Genomic DNA, 17,977 nt, shown 5'->3' on the forward strand with positions numbered 1-17,977 from the left:
TTTTATTTATTTTATAAAACGGATTTCATGATCAACACCCGGTGCAGCGAACTCCAACAGCTTTTGGCCCTCTTGAATGAGATCTAGCTGTTCCTCTTTCGTGAGAGGGCGGAATGGATCGATATGGAGTACGGCTAGCCCGGAGTCGCGCTTAATGGACCATAACCCTTCAATATAACCATTCAAAAGAATCGTAGAGCGGAGGATCCCGTTAGCAGTGAAGATTCGTTTGCTATACATGCGATCCATGACGCGAGAGCGGTCGGCAATACCAAACAGCATGGGGTCAAATTCTCCGAGGAAGCGTACCGGAGGAATGACGCCGGAGGCGGGCCGAGGAGCATCGGGCAGATCAAATAACTCATTTCGTAGTTCATCTCGGAAAATAACAAGACCCGGTCTAAGCTTCTCGAAATAATCCTTAAGTCGAGTAAGCCCGGACCAAGCTTGCATATCCTTTACGGATGCAGGGCCGTAAGCACTCAGATATCGCCGTACAAGCTGTTCGACGTCCGGCTGTTCAAGCATAGGCTGCTCCATCCAAGCTTCAGCAGAAGTATGAATGGCCTGACCGCTTTCTCCCCACAATCCGCGTGGCGGAACTTGAACGAGAGGGACATATGTACGTACAGCTGCTGCAAGTGCCTCCGGATCGGCGTCCGGCCAATACGGGGCTAGCAGCTTGCCGATCTCGCTGAAGGTGAGAGGCTTCTCCTCTACAAGTTTTCTTCCTTCCGCTGCAAGCACGTTCAAATCAACTGTGACAAGCCGTTTGCCAAAGCTGCCCTTGAGCGCGCGCTCTTGAGCTGGCTGGATCCAAGGTCTGAGAAGCAAACAGTCGTTAGCAGATACCAGATGAAGAGTGGAGCGCATCAAAGCAATCCTTACCGCCTGACGGTCCAATATGATTGAGGACAACTCGGTTGGTTCAAACGCCTCAAGCCTTGTCCAAAGCGAGTAATAAGGTGCTTGTGGAGCTTGAGCCTGCAAGCCGATAAACCACTCTAAGGCATGGAGAACCGGCGTGTTCGAACGTGTGAGCAGCATTTGTCTTGCTAAAGTAGCCCTGTTTAGTTCCAGTGAACTTATTGGCCTTGCTTCGCGAGTCATCGTTACCAGCGCCTTTTTATTCAGAATCGGTTACCAATTTAGTATCAATTTCCAATTAGAGTAGCTCTATTTGGCGAAAGTTACAAGTCTAGTAAGGGATAAAAAGAACAAAAGGAGATACATCCAAACATATAGAATTATTTTAAATTAGAAAAAAATGTATGATAGGAGGCGTGAGGTGTCATCGATTCTTGAGTTAAAGAGGGCGAACCAGTATTCGAATTGGCTGAGGAATTTCAAAGTTTTCTTAAATGGCATCGAGTATGAAAAAATCGCTAACGATGAAACCATTCGGTATGAACTGGAACCAGGGGAGTATGAATTGTACGTGAAGATTGATTGGTGCGGGAGCAATCGTTATTCGTTCACCATACAGGAGAATGAGACCATTAAATTGGGATGCGGATGTCCGATCAAGGGTTGGAGGTTTCTGTTAAATCCGTTTATAATGCCTTACTATATCTTCTTTAATCTAGACAAATATTTATATATCAAATAGAAATCAGATTAAAAAACAAGCCGGCAACGGAAGCGGGGCATCAGCCAAAGGGCATACCCGGACTTCTTTGCCGGCTTTTATTGTTATCTCGAAGTTACTGCCGTTTTCTCGCGAGCGGCTGCGGGTACCGCACTCCGGCTCTTTCTATCAATCACCAGGCTGACCAGGTAAACAAGCATAAAGATGACCATGGCTACCGCGGCCCAGCGGTACATCACGGAATAGCTGGAAGCCGAAGCGACGATACCCAGCAGCATGGAACCAACGGCTACGCCAAAATCAATCGTATTGTAATACAAGCTGTTCGCGAAGCTGACTTGATGCGGAGCTGCCTCGCGCAGCATCCATGCTTGCGTTGTCGGCTGGATGGCGCCAAAACCAAAGCCGTACAGCAATGCGGATACGATAATCAACGGAAGCGATTCTGCATAGGACAAGATGATCAAGCTGGCAATGACAACAAGCGCGCCAGGAATAACGATGGGCATCGGTCCGCGGCGGTCGAACAGCTTGCCGGAAATCGGACGGATAATAAAGACGGTAAATACAATAAATAAGAAGAACAAGCCAATCTGTTCAATATGTTTTTGTGCGCCATAGAGGGCAATAAATCCAAGGATACCGCCGTAAGTAACGGACATTAACACATTAAGAATGGCAGGCACCATCATGCGGCCGGTTGAAGAGCCGGAAGCCGATTCCCCTGATTCGGTCTTGTTTGCCGATGGAGCTGCTTTGGCCGGCTGCTTTGGAATGCTGCGCATAACAAGAAGTAATGGAATAATAAGAACTAGAGCAATCGTACCAATCATCGCAAGGGTCGTAAATCCAAATTGCTTAATGACCGATAGACCAATCATTGGACCAAGGGACATAGCGATACTAGTCGACAATCCGAAGTAACCGATGCCTTCACCGGTTCTTTTCTTCGGAATAATCTGCGACACCAGTGTCGGAATAATGGTACTCGTCATCCCGAAGCCGATACCGAACAATGCGCGAAGGATAAGAAGCGATGTCATCGAGTTGGCGAACGGGTAGAGGACAGTTGCTATTGCTGCCAATACAAGACCCACAAACAAAATAACGTTGCGGTGGACCTTGCGAAGCAAGGCTGCGGTGGCAAACCGCGTAACGATTGCGGCTAAGGCGAATAGGCTTGTTACAAGACTAAGCGCGAAGTTATTCGGATGAAATTGCTCTTTCGCGTAAGTAGGAAATGGAGACAGCAGCATCTGCAGGCTCAAGAACAGCAGCAAATAGCTGACCGTTAAGGTTACGAATGACCGGCTCCATAGTTTATCTGGTTGTATGTTCATGTTGCTCATTACTCCTTTTCTTGATCGATTAAGCCTTTTGCATGCTCATTTAATTTTTTCAGCAGGCTCGTCATTTGCTGATATTCTTCCGTAGACAAGACTTGCGCGATTTCGACCATCGTGCTGTATTCAATCGGCTCAATCGCATCCGCCGTCGCTCGTCCTTGCTCGGTAATATAGACCTGAAAGGAACGTCTGTCATGCTCGCTGGCACGCTTCGTAACGAATCCTTTTGCTTCCAGGGAATCGAGGATTCGGGTTGTTGTAGGCTTGTCTTTGCCCGCACGGTCGGCAATTTCCTTCTGAATCAAGCCGTCTTCCTCGCGGACACGGTAGAGAACCGCCCATTGTTCGGGCGTCAGGCCAAATTCCTTAATGCGTGAGCTAAAAAAATTCGTCAGCTTCCGGTAGGTCGCTCCGAGCAGAAAGCCAATCGAATGATCCAATCCTTTCTGATGCATTGCTAATCACGCTCCAAATTAGTTGTTAAAACAACTATATGCCTGACAACTAATTTTGTCAATTCGAAAATAGTGGATTGGAAACGGAGAATACGGGGAAAATAAAAGGACTACACTTAGAGGAGCAGAAAGAGGAATGAGAAAAACATCAGCATGGATCCATACCTTATGGATTGCAGCCGTTTTATCCTTGCTGGTTGCGCAGCATCCGGCTGAAGCACAGCAGGGGCCGTTTCATTTTGGATTCAAGAAAAGCGTAGGCGGACAGCTGCCGTCCATTAATGAAGAGGGCTTCAAGGACATTGTCATGAAGCATGGGGCGATTTTTCTCGGAGATACAACCAAGAAGGAGCTGTACATGACCTTCGATAACGGGTATGAGAACGGGTATACCTCGAAGGTGCTGGACGTGCTCAAGGAGAAACAAGTGCCTGCGATCTTTTTCGTAACGGGGCATTACGTGAAAGACCAGCCGGAGCTGGTAAAACGAATGGTCAATGAGGGACATCTGGTTGGCAATCATTCCTGGACGCATCCGGATATGACGCAAATCTCGTCGAACCAGATCCGTACGGAGCTCGAAAAGGTAAGGGAGCAGGTTCAATCGCTGACCGGTCAGCAAGCCATGTCCTACTTGCGGCCGCCAAGAGGAATCTTTAGCGATAATGTTCTCGCGGTAAGCAAGGATTCCGGATACACGAACGTATTCTGGTCCGTCGCTTACAAGGATTGGGACGTCAATCAGCAAAAAGGAGCGGGCTTCGCCTTTAATCAAGTCGTCGCACAGCTTCATCCCGGGGCGGTAATCCTGCTTCATACCGTATCCAAAGACAATGCCGCTGCGCTCGGCTCGATTATTGACGAAGCCCGCAAGCAAGGCTATGAATTTAAAAGTCTTGATGAAATGGCTGTCAAGACGTATGGCAATTAATTCGAAATAAGATGCTCGGAAGGTTCAAGAACAATGGACCAGCCGAACGGATCTTCTACCGTACCCTTTTGAATACCGGTCAGCGTGTCGTACAGCTTTTGCGACAGCTCGCCGGTATTTCCTTCGTTAATGACGTAACGCGTACCTTCCCAAGACAATTCTCCGATTGGAGAAATAACAGCAGCAGTACCCGTACCAAACGCTTCGACAAGACGGCCTTCCTGATGAGCCGTAATCACTTCGTCAACCGACAGCTGTCTTTCTTCAACCGGCACGTTCATATGTTTGAGGAGACGGATAATCGAGTCGCGTGTAATACCGTCCAGAATACTTCCGTTCAGGGCAGGGGTTACAATCGTGCCGTCGATGTTGAAGAAGACGTTCATGCTGCCGACTTCCTCGATATATTTGCGGTGAACCCCGTCCAGCCACAGAACCTGGGATGCGCCTTGCGCATACGCTTCTTCTTGCGCTTTCAAGCTTGCCGCGTAGTTGCCGGCAGTCTTCGCGTTGCCCACGCCGCCGCGTACCGCGCGAACGTACTTCGATTCCACGTGAATTTTAACCGGATGAATGCCTTCCGCGTAGTAAGAGCCTACCGGGGACATGATGATCATGAACATGTATTGCGTCGATGCGTTAACGCCAAGTTGTGCTTCGGTTGCGATAACGAATGGACGTACGTACAGGGAAGTTTCCGCGTCGGAAGGGATCCAGTCGCGGTCTGTCAAAATAAGCTGCTTCAATGCTTCAAGTGCCAGTTCCTCGTCAACGGCAGGGATGCTGAGACGCGCGTTGGAACGATTCAGGCGCGCCATGTTCTGCTCCGGACGGAACATACGGATTTTGCCATCGCCGGTCAGGTAAGCTTTAAGGCCTTCAAAGATCGTTTGGCCATAATGGAACACTTTTGCTGCCGGATCAAGCGAAATCGGCTGATAAGGGACGATACGCGGGTTATACCAGCCGCCCTTGGCTGCATCATAGTCCAAAATGAACATATGGTCCGTGTAATACTTACCGAATCCAAGCTCGGATGCTTTAGGTTTTTGCTTTTTGTTAGTAGAAAGTTCTATGGTTATGGCCTTGTTCATCGTCTTTGATCTCTCCTTGTTGCTAGTTATAGTTGAATCGTACCATGCCAGCCGATATATTTAAAGTATCTGTTTTATCGCGAACGCATACCGAAAAGGTATATTGGGGGCTGGCTATGGATATACGACAGTTAAGGTACTTTTTGGCGATTGCCAAAGAAGGACAAATTACCCGGGCAGCGAAAGCGCTTAATATGGAGCAGCCTCCGCTTAGCCGTCAACTGAAGCTGATGGAGGATGAATTAGGCGTAACGTTGTTCGACCGGAGCGGGAAGGGGCTTAGTCTGACGCATGCGGGCGAGCTTCTGCGGGACAAAGCAGAGAAGCTGCTGCAGGAATTTAACGAAACCATGCATGAAGTTAGGGAACTCGACGCCGGCTTGCACGGTATGCTGGCTATCGGTTCCGTTGTGTCCTGCGTTTCTCTTTTGCCCCAGCCAATTGAGCAATTCCGCAGATTGTATCCGAATGTCACGTTCAAAATCTGGGAAGGCGATCACTTCATTCTCGGCAATCTGCTGGAGAAGCGGGACATCGAGCTGATTGTGGCGAGGCTTCCCTTTGAATCGACGCTGCATACGCAGCCCTATTCGGTTCTGCCGCTACCGTCCGACCCTTACGTAGCCGTTCTTCCTGCCAGCTGGGTGAAGGGTCCGGATAAAAATACGATGCTGATGAGCGAGCTTGCGGACATGCCGTTTCTGACCCTCAAGACGGACAAAACAATCGGGATGCATCATCGCGTAATGATTGAAGCGAGGGCGCATGGCTTTGAACCTAAGGTCATCTGCGAATGCTCCAGCGTTGCCATCATTGTAGCCCTTGTGGCAGCCGGTATTGGCGCAACGGTATTTCCCAAATCGGTTATGGCCTCGTTTCCGCTTCCTACAATTAAAATGCTCACCATCTCGGATGCGGATTTTCAATCGGAGGTCGGCATTATCTGGCTGAAGGACCGGTACCTGTCGAAGAGTGCCCGGAACTTCATCCGTTTGTTCGAGGAGTGAAAAAAAGGATGCAGCATCGTATGCTGCATCCTATTCTTTATCCGTTCGCTTTGATCTCGAGAAGCTCATATTTGATGACGCCGATTGGCGCATCCACGCTGATCGTATCTCCAACGGATTTGCCCATAAGCGCTTGGCCCATCGGGCTCTCGTACGAGATTTTGTTTTCGAATACGTCCGCTTCAGCAGGTCCGACGAGGCGGTATTCGATTTTCTCGGCGACTTCAATGTCGTTCAGAACGACAATGGCGCCTACGCCAACTTTCGTTGTGTCTTTCGAATTGGATACCCGGGCCGTCTTAAGCATTTTCTCCAGCTGCGCAATGCGGGTCTCCATGAAGGCTTGGTCGTCTTTCGCCGAATGGTATTCGCTGTTTTCCTTCAGGTCTCCATAGCTTATGGCTACTTTCAGACGATGCGCCAGCTCGGAGCGTTTGACCGTCTTCAGCTCCTCCAGCTCATCCTCCAATTTTTTAAGTCCTTCAGGGGTTAAAATGATTTCGTTTTGTGCCAAGCTCGACAACTCCTACCATTGATTTTCGTTGATTCGCTTCCTACATCTTACACTATCCATTAGGGAAAAGAAACTTGGGTGAAGCTCCAAGCAGGAACATAAAACTAACATATTTCTAACTAAAAAGAAATCGAAAACTCAAAGTTATAGTGTAGGATATGTCGTGCTGGCAATACGAGAATATTATTCCGAACGGACCCCGATCAACATGAACAACTACCTCAGACAGGGGTCTTTTTGGCATGCCGCGGCCGACATTACAGTGAGGGAGTAAATGAGAAATGCTGAAGAAGAGGTTCAAACTACCCAGGTTATTTCAAACGCGGAAAATTGCCCACCGCATGTTGATCACGACGCTGATAATTGCGATAGCGATTGTAGTGTCCATGTCGACAGCTTTATTTCTTGCGAACTCCTCGTTGTTCAAAAGCCAGATCAAGAGGGAGCTTGCCCAGCAGGCCGATGTCATTACCGCAAGGCTCGACGAAGAGCTGCAGTCCAAGGTATCCAAGATCAATGCCCTGGCGGGGGTGGGGCAATACTATGGCCAGGATGCCGGGAAGCACCGGGAATTGATTGAGCATTTTATTAAAGAAAATCCGGAATTGATGTCCCCGGGCTATTCGCTTGACATGTCAGGCAAAAATTTTGTTTCCACGCAAACCGGTGACAAGATTGATTTATCGGAACGGCCGTATTTCAAATCTTTGTCGGAAGGCAATTTGACGGTCAGCGATCCGTTGGTGAATAAAATCGATCCTTCCAAGGTATCCATCGTAATCGCATCACCTCTTAAACAGGATGGAAAAGCTTATGGCTTCTACGCATTCGGTTATGAAATAAACAAAGCCGACGCGATTGTAAGCGAAACGAAAGTCGGAAAAACCGGCTACGCGATTCTGTTGGACAGCAACGGACTTGTTGTCAGTCATCCGAAAGCAGACTTGGTCATGAAAAAAACCGTTTACGACATGAACATGCCGGAAACGGTGAAGGCATTCGAAATGGCCAAGCAGGGCAAGGATACGAGCTATTCCTATACCTTTAACGGGGAGAAAAAGATCGGCTATGCCGAAGCGACGCGCAACGGCTACGTCATCCAATTATCGGTTTCGGAGAAAGAAGCGATGCAGCCCGTTACGAACATGCTCTGGAAAACGATTGGAGTTGCACTCGCGGTTACCCTGCTGGCTCTAATCGCTACCTATATATCTGCCAATCAGATGGCGAAGCCGATTGTTTACATATCAAATGTCATTAAAATCCTCGCTAGCGGAGATTTAAGGCCAAGACTGGAAGTCAAAGCAAAAAACGAGCTTGGTCAGCTAGCGGATAATATGAACGAGATGCTAGATTCGTTCTCCGATACGATAGGCAAAGTGAGCTTTGCGGCGGAGCAGCTGGCCGCTTCCTCCGAAGAGCTGACTGCTTCATCCATAGATTCCGTCGATATTTCGAGCCGTATCGGAGAAGCGATACATAATGTGGCATCAGCCGGGGAGAATCAAATGATCTCTGCCGAACAAACCTCCACTGCTATGGGAGAGATGGCTTCCGGCGTGCAGCGGATTGCCGAATCCTCCTCGTTCGTTGCGGAAGCTTCGCAGACCTCGCTCGAAGAAGTGCAGCTTGGCCAGGTTGCCGTTACCCATGCCGTTGAACAGATGAAGCTTATTCACGCATCCGCAATCAAGTCGGCCGATGAGGTTCGGGAGCTGGAGCTTAAGTCGAACCAGATCGGCAGCATTGTATCGGTTATTCAGGAAATCACGAATCAGACGCAGCTGCTGTCGCTTAATGCGTCCATTGAAGCTGCACGGGCAGGGGAGCATGGCAGAGGTTTTGCCGTAGTTGCCAATGAAGTGAAAAAGCTGGCGGAGCAGTCGGCGCAATCCGCGTCCGAAATTACGGCGTTGATCCAGGAAGTGCAAGGAACAACGATACGTGCCGCGCATGCAATGAATCAAGGTGTGAACGATGTGGAGATTGGATCGGAGCTTATTAATGAAGCGGGCGAAGTATTTGGCCGCATGACCGCAACGTTCCAGGAGATCTCCAGTCAAATCCAAGAAGTGTCTGCCGCATCGGAGCAAATGTCCGCGGGTACGGAAGAGGTTACGGCCTCAATGACCGAGATTGTATCGATGACGCAAACCACGCATAACCACTCACAGGATATTACGCAAGGTGCCCAGAAGCAGCTGTCTTCCATGAAGGATATTTCCTCGTCTGCCGAGGATTTGAGCCATATGGCTCAGCATTTGCAGGAAGTGCTGTCGAAATTCAAAACGAAATAACAGCTTTTGATTATTTGTATCGAAAATGGTACAGTATGGAAGGGTAGCCATCCAACGATTTTATAATCGTCTTACAAGGAGAGATCGAGATGTCAGTTGATGCTTATTTGAACTTTGACGGAAATTGCCGCGAAGCGGCGGAGTTTTATGCCGAAGTATTTGGGTTGGACAAGCCTAAACTGATGACGTTTGGCGAAGTTCCTCCCAACCCGGAATATCCTTTGCCGGAAGAAGCGAAAAACTTGATTATGCACACGCGCCTGAACATTGGCGGCAGCAACGTGATGTTCTCCGACGTATTCCCGGGCATGCCGTTTACGGTAGGCAACAATATTACGCTGGCCTACGTGGAGGAAGACGAAGCCAAACTCCGTTCGGCCTTCGATCGTCTGAAGGTTGGCGGCAACATCGCGATGGAGCTGCAGGAGACGTTCTGGAGCAAGCTGTACGGTCAGATTACCGATAAATTCGGTATTCATTGGCAATTCAATCTCGGAATTGGCGAATACTAACTCATAGTTATCTAACAAAAATAGAAGGAACCAGTAGTCTGTTTGGGCAGGTACTGGTTCTTTTTTTGTCCTGGAAGGAGAATGGGATCGAGGCATGATTATAAAAATGACACCTTCAAATAAAGGCGATTATCACAAGTCGAACGAAAGCTTCCTTGTAACCGGACGAATAATCCCCAAGTTTGAAATGGATTGCTGGACCTATACGGAAGAAAGCTTTTCTGAACCGTACTTGAAGCAATATGAAAACGATGAAATAGACGACTCGTATATGAAGGATCCAGATAAAGCTGTTTTTTTCTATTATGCGGATCATCAATGCATCGGGCGGATTAAGCTTCGTTCCAACTGGAACGGCTTTGCTCTTGTCGAAGATATCGGGGTATCCGCCAGCAAGCGTACTCAAGGCATCGGAACCCGATTGCTCGAGAAAGCCGTCGAGTGGGCGAAACAACGTAATCAAATTGGGCTTATGCTCGAGACGCAAGACGTTAATTTATCGGCTTGCCGCTTTTATGCGAGAAACAACTTTACTATCGGAGGAGTGGATACGATGCTATATTCCAAATTTTCCGCAGCTCACGAGAAGGCAGTATTTTGGTATCGCAAATTTTAAATAAGGTTTAGAAGGGAGTATATGTACGTATCGTGCGCCTTTCCGTATTGAACCATATAGTCTCTTAAAACGCCTTCTTGTTGAAAGCCGAGCTTCGTAAGCAGTTGATTCGAGGCCTCGTTATCGGTAAACACCACGGCGCCTATTCGGTTGAGCTTTAGTTCCTGAAATCCGTACCGCAGGACTGCGGAAATCGCTTCCGAGGCATAACCGTTCCTCCAGGATTCGGGAAGAAGTTCATATCCGACCTCAGCCCTTCTATGCTTGGGAGACCATAAATTAAATCCGATCGTTCCAATGAGTTTCTTTGTTTCCTTAAGCTCAATCCCCCAGCGTATGCCGCGCTTTTCCGCATAGCCCGTTGCGAAATATACGATAAGTGCCTGCGCCTGGTCCATGTGCTCAAACGACTCTTGTCCGTAATACCGGGTAACCTGTTTGTTCGAAAAGCAAGCAAAGATATCCGCTTTATCCTCGATCGTAATTTCTCTTAAAAGCAAACGGTCCGTTTCTAAAATAGGAAACATGCGGTTCCTCCTTTACGTTACTTTGCAAAACAAGAACAAATGTTCTATAATGGGCGTATGACTACGACAAAGAGATTATCGAAGAGAGGTACTCCATTGGCTGAGCCATTAAAAGATATGTATGACGAAGCTTTCCTGCGGCAATTCGCGGATAAAGTGCTGGCCGCTTATCCAGCGTTTGCGAAAGAGGCTTTTGTGACTGAAGTTATGAACGAAGAGTGGAACGAGCTGGCGTTGAAAGGGAGGATCAGGCAAATCTCAACGGTACTGGGCAGGCATTTGCCGGCAAATTACGGCGACGCGCTGGCAGTCTTATATGCGATCTGCGAGGAGTGCAGCGGCTTCCCGTATCTGTTCTTCCCGGATTTCGTTGAGGTGTACGGTGGAGCAGAAGAGCATTGGGAGCTGTCCATGCAAGCTCTGGAGAGATTTACTTCGAAATCGTCGGCGGAATTCGCCGTCCGCGTGTTTTTGCTCCGTGATCCCGAGCGAATGATGAAGCAAATGCTAACTTGGGCCAGCGACCCGAATGAACATGTGCGAAGACTGGCAAGCGAAGGCTGCAGGCCTCGTCTTCCTTGGGGCCAAGCCCTTCCCGTCTTTAAGAGGGACCCCTCGCCGCTGCTTCCGGTACTGGAATTACTGAAGGCGGATCCTTCGCTTTACGTTCGCAAGAGCGTCGCCAATAACCTGAACGATATTGCGAAGGATCATCCGGATGTTGTATTGGACATAGCCCGGCGCTGGCAGGGGCAGGATCCTTACACGGATTGGATTATCCGTCATGCTTGCCGGAATCTTGTTCGCCAAGCACATCCGGAGGCTCTGGCCATTTTCGGTTACGCGATGTCGGAGGACTCCGCGCCTATCGTTATTTCCGCAGATATTCAAGCACGGCCATCAATCCTTAAGATCGGTGACAGCTGCAGATTGGAATACGATTTGCAAGTTCAAGAGGGAGAGCCTCTGCATCTTAGGATTGAATACGGAATAGATTTTGTGAAATCAGGCGGCAAAACTTCCCGTAAATTGTTCCTATTATCAGACAAGACGGTTCCGGGCGGTTCAAAGCTGTCAGGAAGCAGGGTTCACCGCTTCGCGGATTTATCCACCCGGCGGCATTATGCGGGAGAGCATCGTATCGTGCTGATGGTAAATGGCGTTGAAACGGCGTATACGGCCATTGATCTGCGACCGCAAGCTGAATAGAGGGAGAAGAGCTATGCCTTGGCATAGCTCTTTATTTCGAATTGGTAAAAAGCAGCCGGGTACATCTCCATTGCAAGTCTCTCGCCAACCAGCTCGAAACCATGTTGTTCGTAAAATTGCCGCAGAGCAGCGCGGTCGGCGGCACAGTCCAGCTTCAGGAATCTTTTGCGAGAGACTTCGGCAAGCTTTTTCGCATACCCGATCATGCTGTCAGATAACCCGGTCTTCGCATATTTTCGCCTAATACACAGCTTGTGGAGGTATAAAGCTTCCCCCTCTGGGTCTTCCGGCCAGAAAAAGCTGTCCTCATCCTGCAAAATCATAACCCCGGCAATCTCACCTTCAATAAAGGCCGCAAAAAAGTTGTTTATCGTTAATCCATCCATGAGACTATGCGCATGAAGATCGGATTCATCCCACATCCGGTTTTTGTTAGCAGCTATCCATTGTGCACCTTCCAATAAAACCTCGATAAACAGGTCAATCTCAGATTCTTGAATGCTTCGGATTTCCACGATTAAACAACCTCTTCCTCAATGAAGTTAATACGAAATCATTGCGCCCCGCTTGTCAAATACGGCAGAGGGATTCCAGGCTACTTCCCACAGGTTGTTCTCCGGATCGGCGAAGTACGCCGTCCGGCCTCCCCAGAACGCATCGCTAGGCTCTCTTAAAATCGTTCCGCCAATCTCTCGGATTTGTTCCATAACCGAGTCAACTTGCGAAGGCTCGTCCAAATTAATGGCAAAAGAGACCGCACGGTAGCTATTTTTGTCTTGGGTAAAGGTTACTCCCGCATCTTTGGCTAGTTCTTGAACTGGGAATAGGGTCAAAATGACGCCTGCAGTCGTAAACGCAGCATAGTTATCCGAACTGTGCTCGGTTTCCTCCCAGCCAAGCTTCTGGTAGAAAGCACGAAGCGCAGGCAAATCGTAAGCGCCAATCGTAATCAAGCTGACACGCTGAGGGATCATATCGGTTGTCCTCCTAAAAAATATGAATGAATGGAATATGGTTCCAATTATAACGTTTTGCAAAATGGAGTGGCAATAGAGAAATGCGAACAGCTAGTTATGCCAAAAACCTTTTGTACGTAAATATATAGGTTGTAGCAGTAGTTGTAATTGCGCGTGGAGCCTTTGGAGAAGCATGGGGAGGTGGAACGGTTGAAACGCCGGAAACCGATGAAAGGTGCTTCGGGAAATCAGAAAAGACATAAATCCAAAATAAAAGGATTTGGGCAAGAAACGGGCACGGTGCTTCATCTTCTGCAAGAGCTGAGAGACGGGCGAGACGGGCGAGACAGGAGTGACAGGGGCAACAGGAGCAACGGGAACGACGGGAACGACGGGAGCCACGGGAGCCACCGGCCCGAACATATTGACGGAAGGTTTTTCGGGGTTTATTAGTACGCTCAACTTGTCGGCAAGCCAGCAGTTGACCAACTGGTCGACGGCTTCGCCGTATTTTACAAGCGCCAGCTTTAATGCGACGACAGGCAATTATACGGTTCCGGTTACCGGCAGATATGAGATTCTGGCAACGATCAACTATTCAACAACAGCCGCAATAACCTTAACTCTAGGACCGGGTATAAATCCCTCCTTTGCCGTGCAACGAACTTCGCCAACGGCTACGACGCTTATTAGCGGATTATTCCCGCTTCTCAATGTTAACGTCACGCTTCTCAATCTCAGAGCCATTTTGGGAAATGGCACGGTTACCTTATCCAGTGACGTAACTTTGAATGCAGGTGACGTAGTCGGGTTGTTTTACAATGCGGATGGATTAACTATTGCATTAATATTAGGCGGGGCCAACTCTGGAGGGATTATAAGGAGCATGCACCGTTTGACTTAAGAAGTGAAAGCAGCACAATGGTTTCTCCGGCCAACGTGCTGTTTTTTTTGCCCTTCAAAAGGCGTGTCGTAATACTTTTGCCATGTTCCTTGAATGGAAGATATGTGAAAATTCGATTAGAAGTTGTGAAGGAAGAAGGGAATGAACCTTATGGCCATCGTACAGTTGAAATCTACGAATCCGAAATTTTCTTATCTCTTAAAAAAGAATCCGGGCTCCGGCATGCAAATCCGATCCGTCCGGAAAGGCATGGCCTATGGCTGGTATACCGATGACTCGGCTTACAATGTCTATTTTAAGGATGCGGACAATGAGGTGTCCTATAAAGAAAGCGAAGAGGAACAATTCGAATATTTGAATGTTTCCAGGTACAATACGCCGTTGTTTCCGCTTAATGCCATCAACGAATATTTCTCGGCGCCTTACAAAAACCGGCATGAAGAGGATGTAGACGGCTTCGTGCATGCTTTCTATATCAATATGGTTCACGTGGAATGGGTCCGCTATGTAGAGATGTTCGAGAAGCACATGCGGGATTGCAGCTTTGAATATCAATCGTTATCCGGCAAGAGCTATACGTTAACGATCACAACCGAGAAGAGCTTGTATCATCTCCTTCATGTGGTTAGTGTCCTCTGTTTGTTCCTGGCAATGTCAGGCAAGGAGTATATCGATATTAACGACGAAGTTCTGGACAAATATATTCATAGCATCCAAGTCATTGATGCTCCCTTTTATATTCGCAGCCTGTTCGCAAGAAACTTCCTGCAGTCCAAGTCGAGCTTCCGGAAGTATAAACAAGCATTGGAGCGCACGGAACGTTACGCGATTGACTTTGATTTCGGCGGAACGGCGTTTCAGAGAAGGAATTATATCGGCAGCTCTCTTAAATTCGATAAATCGATATTGGATGTCGGCTGCGGGGAAGGGTTTTATGCGATACCTTTCGCCAAAAAGACAGAGGGGAGTTATTATGCGATCGATATTAACGAGGATTTGCTTGCTACCGTGGAACGAAAAGCAAGCTCGAAAGAAATCGACAATATTGCGCTTTACCGGTCGATTGAGCATTTCCTGGAGGACTACAACGGGGAACAGGTCGATATTATCCTGACCGAAGTTATTGAGCATATGAGCAAGGATGAAGCCAAGCAGCTTATTCAAACGATTTGTGCCCGTATCGATTTCGATCAATTTATTTTGACAACGCCTAATGCTGACTTTAATCCCTATTACGAGCTTCAGAATATGAGGCACGAAGATCATAAATGGGAGATGACGCAAAAAGAATTCCGGCAATGGTTCGAGGATGTCATTCATGAAATCAAATGGGATGTTGAATTTATCGCAATCGGCGATGGCGTGAACAGCGTCCGGACGACGCAAGGCGTTATTTTGAAGAAAAGAGGAGCATAACCATGGAGATCTCAACGAAAGTTCATACCATCTTTCTTATGGTCGGATCAACGGAATGCGGGAAATCTACCTTCGCGAACGAAATATTGATTCCGAGCCTGAAGTTCCGGGATGAAGAGAAAGGCATTACCTCCAACATTCAATATTTGTCCTCGGATTCCATCCGGCAGGAGGTATTAGGCTTTGATTACGACAAATATGACCGGGTCATGATGGAAGCAAGCGATCAAGCTTTTCAATTGTTGTTTACGAAGCTCAGGCTTGTCACCTCGTTTCCGGTCAATGCAGAATTCGTTATCGTAGATACAACGGGGCTGGCAGAGGATTTCCGCGCAAAAGTAAGGGATATCGCCCATGAGAACAACTACAATGTGGAAGTTATCCTGTTCGATTATCGCTCCCGTGCCGATTATTACGCTTCCGAGCGTTCCAAAAAGCTGATCACCGCACATATTAACCGTCTCAAAACCGAAGTGTTGCGTTCTTTATCCAGGGAAGGCTATTCAGCCGTTCACAAAATTAGGGCCAAAGATTTCTACTCCGTCACAGAGAAAAAAGCAAATCCCGAATACCGGGTTCGTATCGAGAATCTGGATGAGTACCTGGCAACCGCGCTGCCAAGCCGCTATAAATATATCGTGGTAGGGGATATTCATGAATGCCTGGATACGTTCCAAGCTCTACTGCGCGGTTACGGTTATCTAGTTGAAGGAAATACCTTAACGCCTGTCGACCGTGTCAAAGATACGAAAATCGTGCTTGTGGGAGACTGGATTGACAAAGGGAAACAGACCAGGGAAACGATACGGTTTCTTTATGAGAATCGGGAGCATTTCTATTTTGTGCTGGGCAATCACGAAAACTTTGTCTACAAGTATTCAAAAGGGGATATTCACGGAGTCGACCAGGAGCTGATGCATACGTATTTTGACTCCACGCAGGTACTTGCAGGCAATCTGGAGCTCCTTGATCAATTTCATCAGCTTGTTGCGGCTTCGAAGCCTTTTTACCGCCTTGTTAGCGGCAACGGTTCCTCATTTTATGTCACTCATGCGCCATGCCGGAACAAATATATCGGCAAGCTGGATACGCATTCGGTTCGCCATCAGCGAAATTTCCGGATTGACCGCGAAGCAGACTTGGAATCGCAGCTGAAATTTCTGGAGGAAGAAGCGGTGAGCAATTATCCGTTTCATGTATTCGGCCATGTCGCCGCGAAGAATGCGTTCCGGATCAAAAATAAAGTACATGTGGATTCCGGCTGCGTGCATGGTAACGCACTAACCGCTGTGAGCCTGTCTTTTAAGCCATTTTTCAAATCCCAACCATCCAATCAGGCTTATATGTCGGAGGAGCTCAAGTCATTATTTGTAACGGAACGAAAAGTAGCGGTACAGGATTTAGGGGAAGAGGAGCTGCGCCGCCTTCGCTACTCCACTAATCACAAGATCAATTATATTTCCGGTACGATGGCGCCGGCGGATAAGGATGATTCGGCTGGCCAATTGGAATCCATCCGCAAAGGTTTGCAGTATTACGCGGAGCGCGGCGTGAGGAAAGTTGTGCTGCAGCCGAAGTATATGGGCTCGAGATGCAATATTTATCTCCATGCCGATACGGAGCAATGCTTTGCGATTAGCCGTAACGGATACAAAATTAAGAAAGTGGATATGAACGCTATCTATTCCGGGCTGCTTAACAAATTCAGCGGTTATATGAAAGACCATGCTATAGAAATGCTTATCCTCGACGGCGAGCTGCTTCCATGGCAGGCAATGGGAGAAGGATTAATCCAGCGGCAATTCAAGCCCATTGAGAAGGCGTTAGAGTCAGAGATCGCTTTTCTGCAGCGGAACGGATTTGAAGCGGCTCTTCAACAGTTAACCGAGGGATACCGCGAAAGCGGCTTCGAGAAGGATCAACATCATACGCCAAAGGCGGAGTTAACCAAGAAATACGGATCGATAACTTATCAAAACTATAAGCATCTGCCCGCTGTTCTTGATTCAATTATGCCATTAGATGTGCATCAGACTGCGTACGAAACCTATAAGCAACAAATGGAGCTGTATGCCGAAGACGGCGAGCTTGCGTATAAACCTTTTGCTTTGCTTAAAATCATTTATGAATCCGGTCAAGAGGAGCTTCCGGCAAACTGGAAAACCTCGGAGATGTATCGTTTTCTCTCGGACGACGATTTCCTGCTCCTTGATCTGACGGGTGAGGATGCTGTTGAGCAAGCGGAGCAATTCTTCTCGAAGCTGACCGTTGAACAGAAGATGGAAGGAGTCGTCATTAAGCCGGAAACGACCGATGGCCAGATTGTTCCGTTCATCAAAGTTCGAAATGCGGAGTATTTATCCATTGTGTACGGGTATGACTATCGATTCCCGCATAAATACAACAAGCTAATGAAGCAAAAGAATGTCAGTCAGAAGCTTCGTACCTCGGCTGCGGAATACCGGATCGGTCAACGGATGCTGGCTATTCCTCACGCAGAGATCTCGCCGGATAATGAGCAATACAAACATATCGCAGCAAATCTGCTGTTCGAGGTGGCCAAAGAGAAGGAAATCGACCCAAGGCTGTGAGAACGTAAAATAAG

18 protein-coding genes are annotated in these 17,977 nt (G+C 48.0%); 10 read left to right on the forward strand and 8 right to left on the reverse strand.

From position 1 onward, the window contains the following. Nucleotides 1–6: 6 nt before the first annotated feature. A complete protein-coding gene (locus WFJ73_RS04785; protein WP_336771930.1) occupies nt 7–1,110 on the reverse strand; it encodes a winged helix DNA-binding domain-containing protein in 1,104 nt (367 codons plus the stop codon). 178 nt (nt 1,111–1,288) lie between these two features. On the opposite strand from WFJ73_RS04785, the gene WFJ73_RS04790 reads away from it, so the two are divergent. Continuing rightward, nucleotides 1,289–1,609: a hypothetical protein gene (locus WFJ73_RS04790; protein WP_336771931.1), complete on the forward strand. Its 321-nt coding sequence runs from the start codon at nt 1,289–1,291 to the stop codon at nt 1,607–1,609. An 83-nt stretch (nt 1,610–1,692) separates the two neighbouring features. On the opposite strand, the gene WFJ73_RS04795 is transcribed toward WFJ73_RS04790, so the two are convergent. Then, nucleotides 1,693–2,928 carry an MFS transporter gene (locus WFJ73_RS04795; RefSeq protein ID WP_336771932.1) on the reverse strand — a complete coding sequence of 412 codons (1,236 nt, stop codon included), beginning with the start codon at nt 2,926–2,928 and terminating at the stop codon, nt 1,693–1,695. An 8-nt stretch (nt 2,929–2,936) separates the two neighbouring features. Next, nucleotides 2,937–3,389: a MarR family winged helix-turn-helix transcriptional regulator gene (locus tag WFJ73_RS04800; protein ID WP_336771933.1), complete on the reverse strand. Its 453-nt coding sequence runs from the start codon at nt 3,387–3,389 to the stop codon at nt 2,937–2,939. A gap of 136 nt (nt 3,390–3,525) precedes the next feature. Here WFJ73_RS04800 and pdaA point away from each other — a divergent pair, with 136 nt between their 5' ends. Next, entirely contained in the window at nt 3,526–4,320 is a 795-nt protein-coding gene (pdaA, locus tag WFJ73_RS04805) for a delta-lactam-biosynthetic de-N-acetylase (RefSeq protein WP_336771934.1), read from the forward strand. Here pdaA and WFJ73_RS04810 read toward each other — a convergent pair. Continuing rightward, on the reverse strand, nt 4,317–5,414 hold the full coding sequence (locus tag WFJ73_RS04810) for a branched-chain amino acid aminotransferase (RefSeq protein ID WP_336771935.1): 1,098 nt from the start codon (nt 5,412–5,414) through the stop codon (nt 4,317–4,319). The genes pdaA and WFJ73_RS04810 overlap by 4 nt on opposite strands. 116 nt (nt 5,415–5,530) lie before the next feature. On the opposite strand from WFJ73_RS04810, the gene WFJ73_RS04815 reads away from it, so the two are divergent. Continuing rightward, nucleotides 5,531–6,421 (forward strand): LysR family transcriptional regulator, encoded by an 891-nt coding sequence (locus WFJ73_RS04815; RefSeq protein WP_336771936.1) that lies wholly within the window; start codon nt 5,531–5,533, stop codon nt 6,419–6,421. Nucleotides 6,422–6,458: 37 nt separating this feature from the next. Here the strand turns inward: WFJ73_RS04815 and greA are convergent, their stop codons facing one another. Further along, nucleotides 6,459–6,935: a transcription elongation factor GreA gene (gene greA / locus WFJ73_RS04820; protein ID WP_336771937.1), complete on the reverse strand. Its 477-nt coding sequence runs from the start codon at nt 6,933–6,935 to the stop codon at nt 6,459–6,461. A gap of 281 nt (nt 6,936–7,216) precedes the next feature. Between greA and WFJ73_RS04825 the strand changes: the two genes are divergently transcribed. From WFJ73_RS04825 to WFJ73_RS04835, 3 genes are all read left to right on the forward strand, one after another. Further along, complete coding sequence (locus WFJ73_RS04825; RefSeq protein ID WP_336771938.1) at nt 7,217–9,232, forward strand: methyl-accepting chemotaxis protein; 2,016 nt, start codon at nt 7,217–7,219, stop codon at nt 9,230–9,232. 89 nt (nt 9,233–9,321) lie between these two features. Continuing rightward, nucleotides 9,322–9,744 carry a VOC family protein gene (locus tag WFJ73_RS04830; RefSeq protein WP_336771939.1) on the forward strand — a complete coding sequence of 141 codons (423 nt, stop codon included), beginning with the start codon at nt 9,322–9,324 and terminating at the stop codon, nt 9,742–9,744. 94 nt (nt 9,745–9,838) lie between these two features. Then, on the forward strand, nt 9,839–10,360 hold the full coding sequence (locus WFJ73_RS04835) for a GNAT family N-acetyltransferase (protein ID WP_336771940.1): 522 nt from the start codon (nt 9,839–9,841) through the stop codon (nt 10,358–10,360). On the opposite strand, the gene WFJ73_RS04840 is transcribed toward WFJ73_RS04835, so the two are convergent. Continuing rightward, a complete protein-coding gene (locus tag WFJ73_RS04840) occupies nt 10,357–10,887 on the reverse strand; it encodes a GNAT family N-acetyltransferase (protein ID WP_336771941.1) in 531 nt (176 codons plus the stop codon). The genes WFJ73_RS04835 and WFJ73_RS04840 overlap by 4 nt on opposite strands. A 96-nt stretch (nt 10,888–10,983) precedes the next feature. Here WFJ73_RS04840 and WFJ73_RS04845 point away from each other — a divergent pair, with 96 nt between their 5' ends. After that, a complete protein-coding gene (locus WFJ73_RS04845) occupies nt 10,984–12,096 on the forward strand; it encodes a DNA alkylation repair protein (RefSeq protein ID WP_336771942.1) in 1,113 nt (370 codons plus the stop codon). A gap of 11 nt (nt 12,097–12,107) precedes the next feature. On the opposite strand, the gene WFJ73_RS04850 is transcribed toward WFJ73_RS04845, so the two are convergent. Continuing rightward, on the reverse strand, nt 12,108–12,611 hold the full coding sequence (locus WFJ73_RS04850) for a GNAT family N-acetyltransferase (protein ID WP_336771943.1): 504 nt from the start codon (nt 12,609–12,611) through the stop codon (nt 12,108–12,110). A gap of 27 nt (nt 12,612–12,638) precedes the next feature. Further along, nucleotides 12,639–13,070, reverse strand: a complete 432-nt coding sequence (locus WFJ73_RS04855) for a VOC family protein (RefSeq protein WP_336771944.1) — start codon at nt 13,068–13,070, stop codon at nt 12,639–12,641. 334 nt (nt 13,071–13,404) lie between these two features. On the opposite strand from WFJ73_RS04855, the gene WFJ73_RS04860 reads away from it, so the two are divergent. From WFJ73_RS04860 to WFJ73_RS04870, 3 genes are all read left to right on the forward strand, one after another. Continuing rightward, nucleotides 13,405–13,956, forward strand: a complete 552-nt coding sequence (locus WFJ73_RS04860; RefSeq protein ID WP_336771945.1) for a hypothetical protein — start codon at nt 13,405–13,407, stop codon at nt 13,954–13,956. A gap of 150 nt (nt 13,957–14,106) precedes the next feature. Continuing rightward, entirely contained in the window at nt 14,107–15,372 is a 1,266-nt protein-coding gene (locus tag WFJ73_RS04865; RefSeq protein WP_336772132.1) for a class I SAM-dependent methyltransferase, read from the forward strand. Nucleotides 15,373–15,374: 2 nt separating this feature from the next. Next, a complete protein-coding gene (locus WFJ73_RS04870) occupies nt 15,375–17,963 on the forward strand; it encodes a metallophosphoesterase (RefSeq protein ID WP_336771946.1) in 2,589 nt (862 codons plus the stop codon). The last annotated feature ends 14 nt before the right edge of the window (nt 17,964–17,977 follow it).

Origin of the sequence: Paenibacillus sp. MMO-58, from assembly GCF_037146255.1 — a bacterium.
In the GTDB taxonomy this organism is placed as follows: domain Bacteria; phylum Bacillota; class Bacilli; order Paenibacillales; family Paenibacillaceae; genus Pristimantibacillus.

What these genes read in the sequence shown, in the direction of transcription:
- WFJ73_RS04835 (WP_336771940.1), top strand. Translation starts at nt 9,839, where the DNA reads ATGATTATAAAAATGACACCTTCAAATAAAGGCGATTATCACAAGTCG.
- WFJ73_RS04865 (WP_336772132.1), top strand. Translation starts at nt 14,107, where the DNA reads ATGGCCATCGTACAGTTGAAATCTACGAATCCGAAATTTTCTTATCTC.
- WFJ73_RS04870 (WP_336771946.1), top strand. Translation starts at nt 15,375, where the DNA reads ATGGAGATCTCAACGAAAGTTCATACCATCTTTCTTATGGTCGGATCA.
- WFJ73_RS04825 (WP_336771938.1), top strand. Translation starts at nt 7,217, where the DNA reads ATGCTGAAGAAGAGGTTCAAACTACCCAGGTTATTTCAAACGCGGAAA.
- WFJ73_RS04855 (WP_336771944.1), bottom strand. Translation starts at nt 13,070, where the DNA reads ATGATCCCTCAGCGTGTCAGCTTGATTACGATTGGCGCTTACGATTTG.
- pdaA (WP_336771934.1), top strand. Translation starts at nt 3,526, where the DNA reads ATGAGAAAAACATCAGCATGGATCCATACCTTATGGATTGCAGCCGTT.
- WFJ73_RS04800 (WP_336771933.1), bottom strand. Translation starts at nt 3,389, where the DNA reads ATGCATCAGAAAGGATTGGATCATTCGATTGGCTTTCTGCTCGGAGCG.
- WFJ73_RS04795 (WP_336771932.1), bottom strand. Translation starts at nt 2,928, where the DNA reads ATGAACATACAACCAGATAAACTATGGAGCCGGTCATTCGTAACCTTA.
- WFJ73_RS04840 (WP_336771941.1), bottom strand. Translation starts at nt 10,887, where the DNA reads ATGTTTCCTATTTTAGAAACGGACCGTTTGCTTTTAAGAGAAATTACG.
- WFJ73_RS04785 (WP_336771930.1), bottom strand. Translation starts at nt 1,110, where the DNA reads ATGACTCGCGAAGCAAGGCCAATAAGTTCACTGGAACTAAACAGGGCT.
- WFJ73_RS04815 (WP_336771936.1), top strand. Translation starts at nt 5,531, where the DNA reads ATGGATATACGACAGTTAAGGTACTTTTTGGCGATTGCCAAAGAAGGA.
- WFJ73_RS04810 (WP_336771935.1), bottom strand. Translation starts at nt 5,414, where the DNA reads ATGAACAAGGCCATAACCATAGAACTTTCTACTAACAAAAAGCAAAAA.
- WFJ73_RS04830 (WP_336771939.1), top strand. Translation starts at nt 9,322, where the DNA reads ATGTCAGTTGATGCTTATTTGAACTTTGACGGAAATTGCCGCGAAGCG.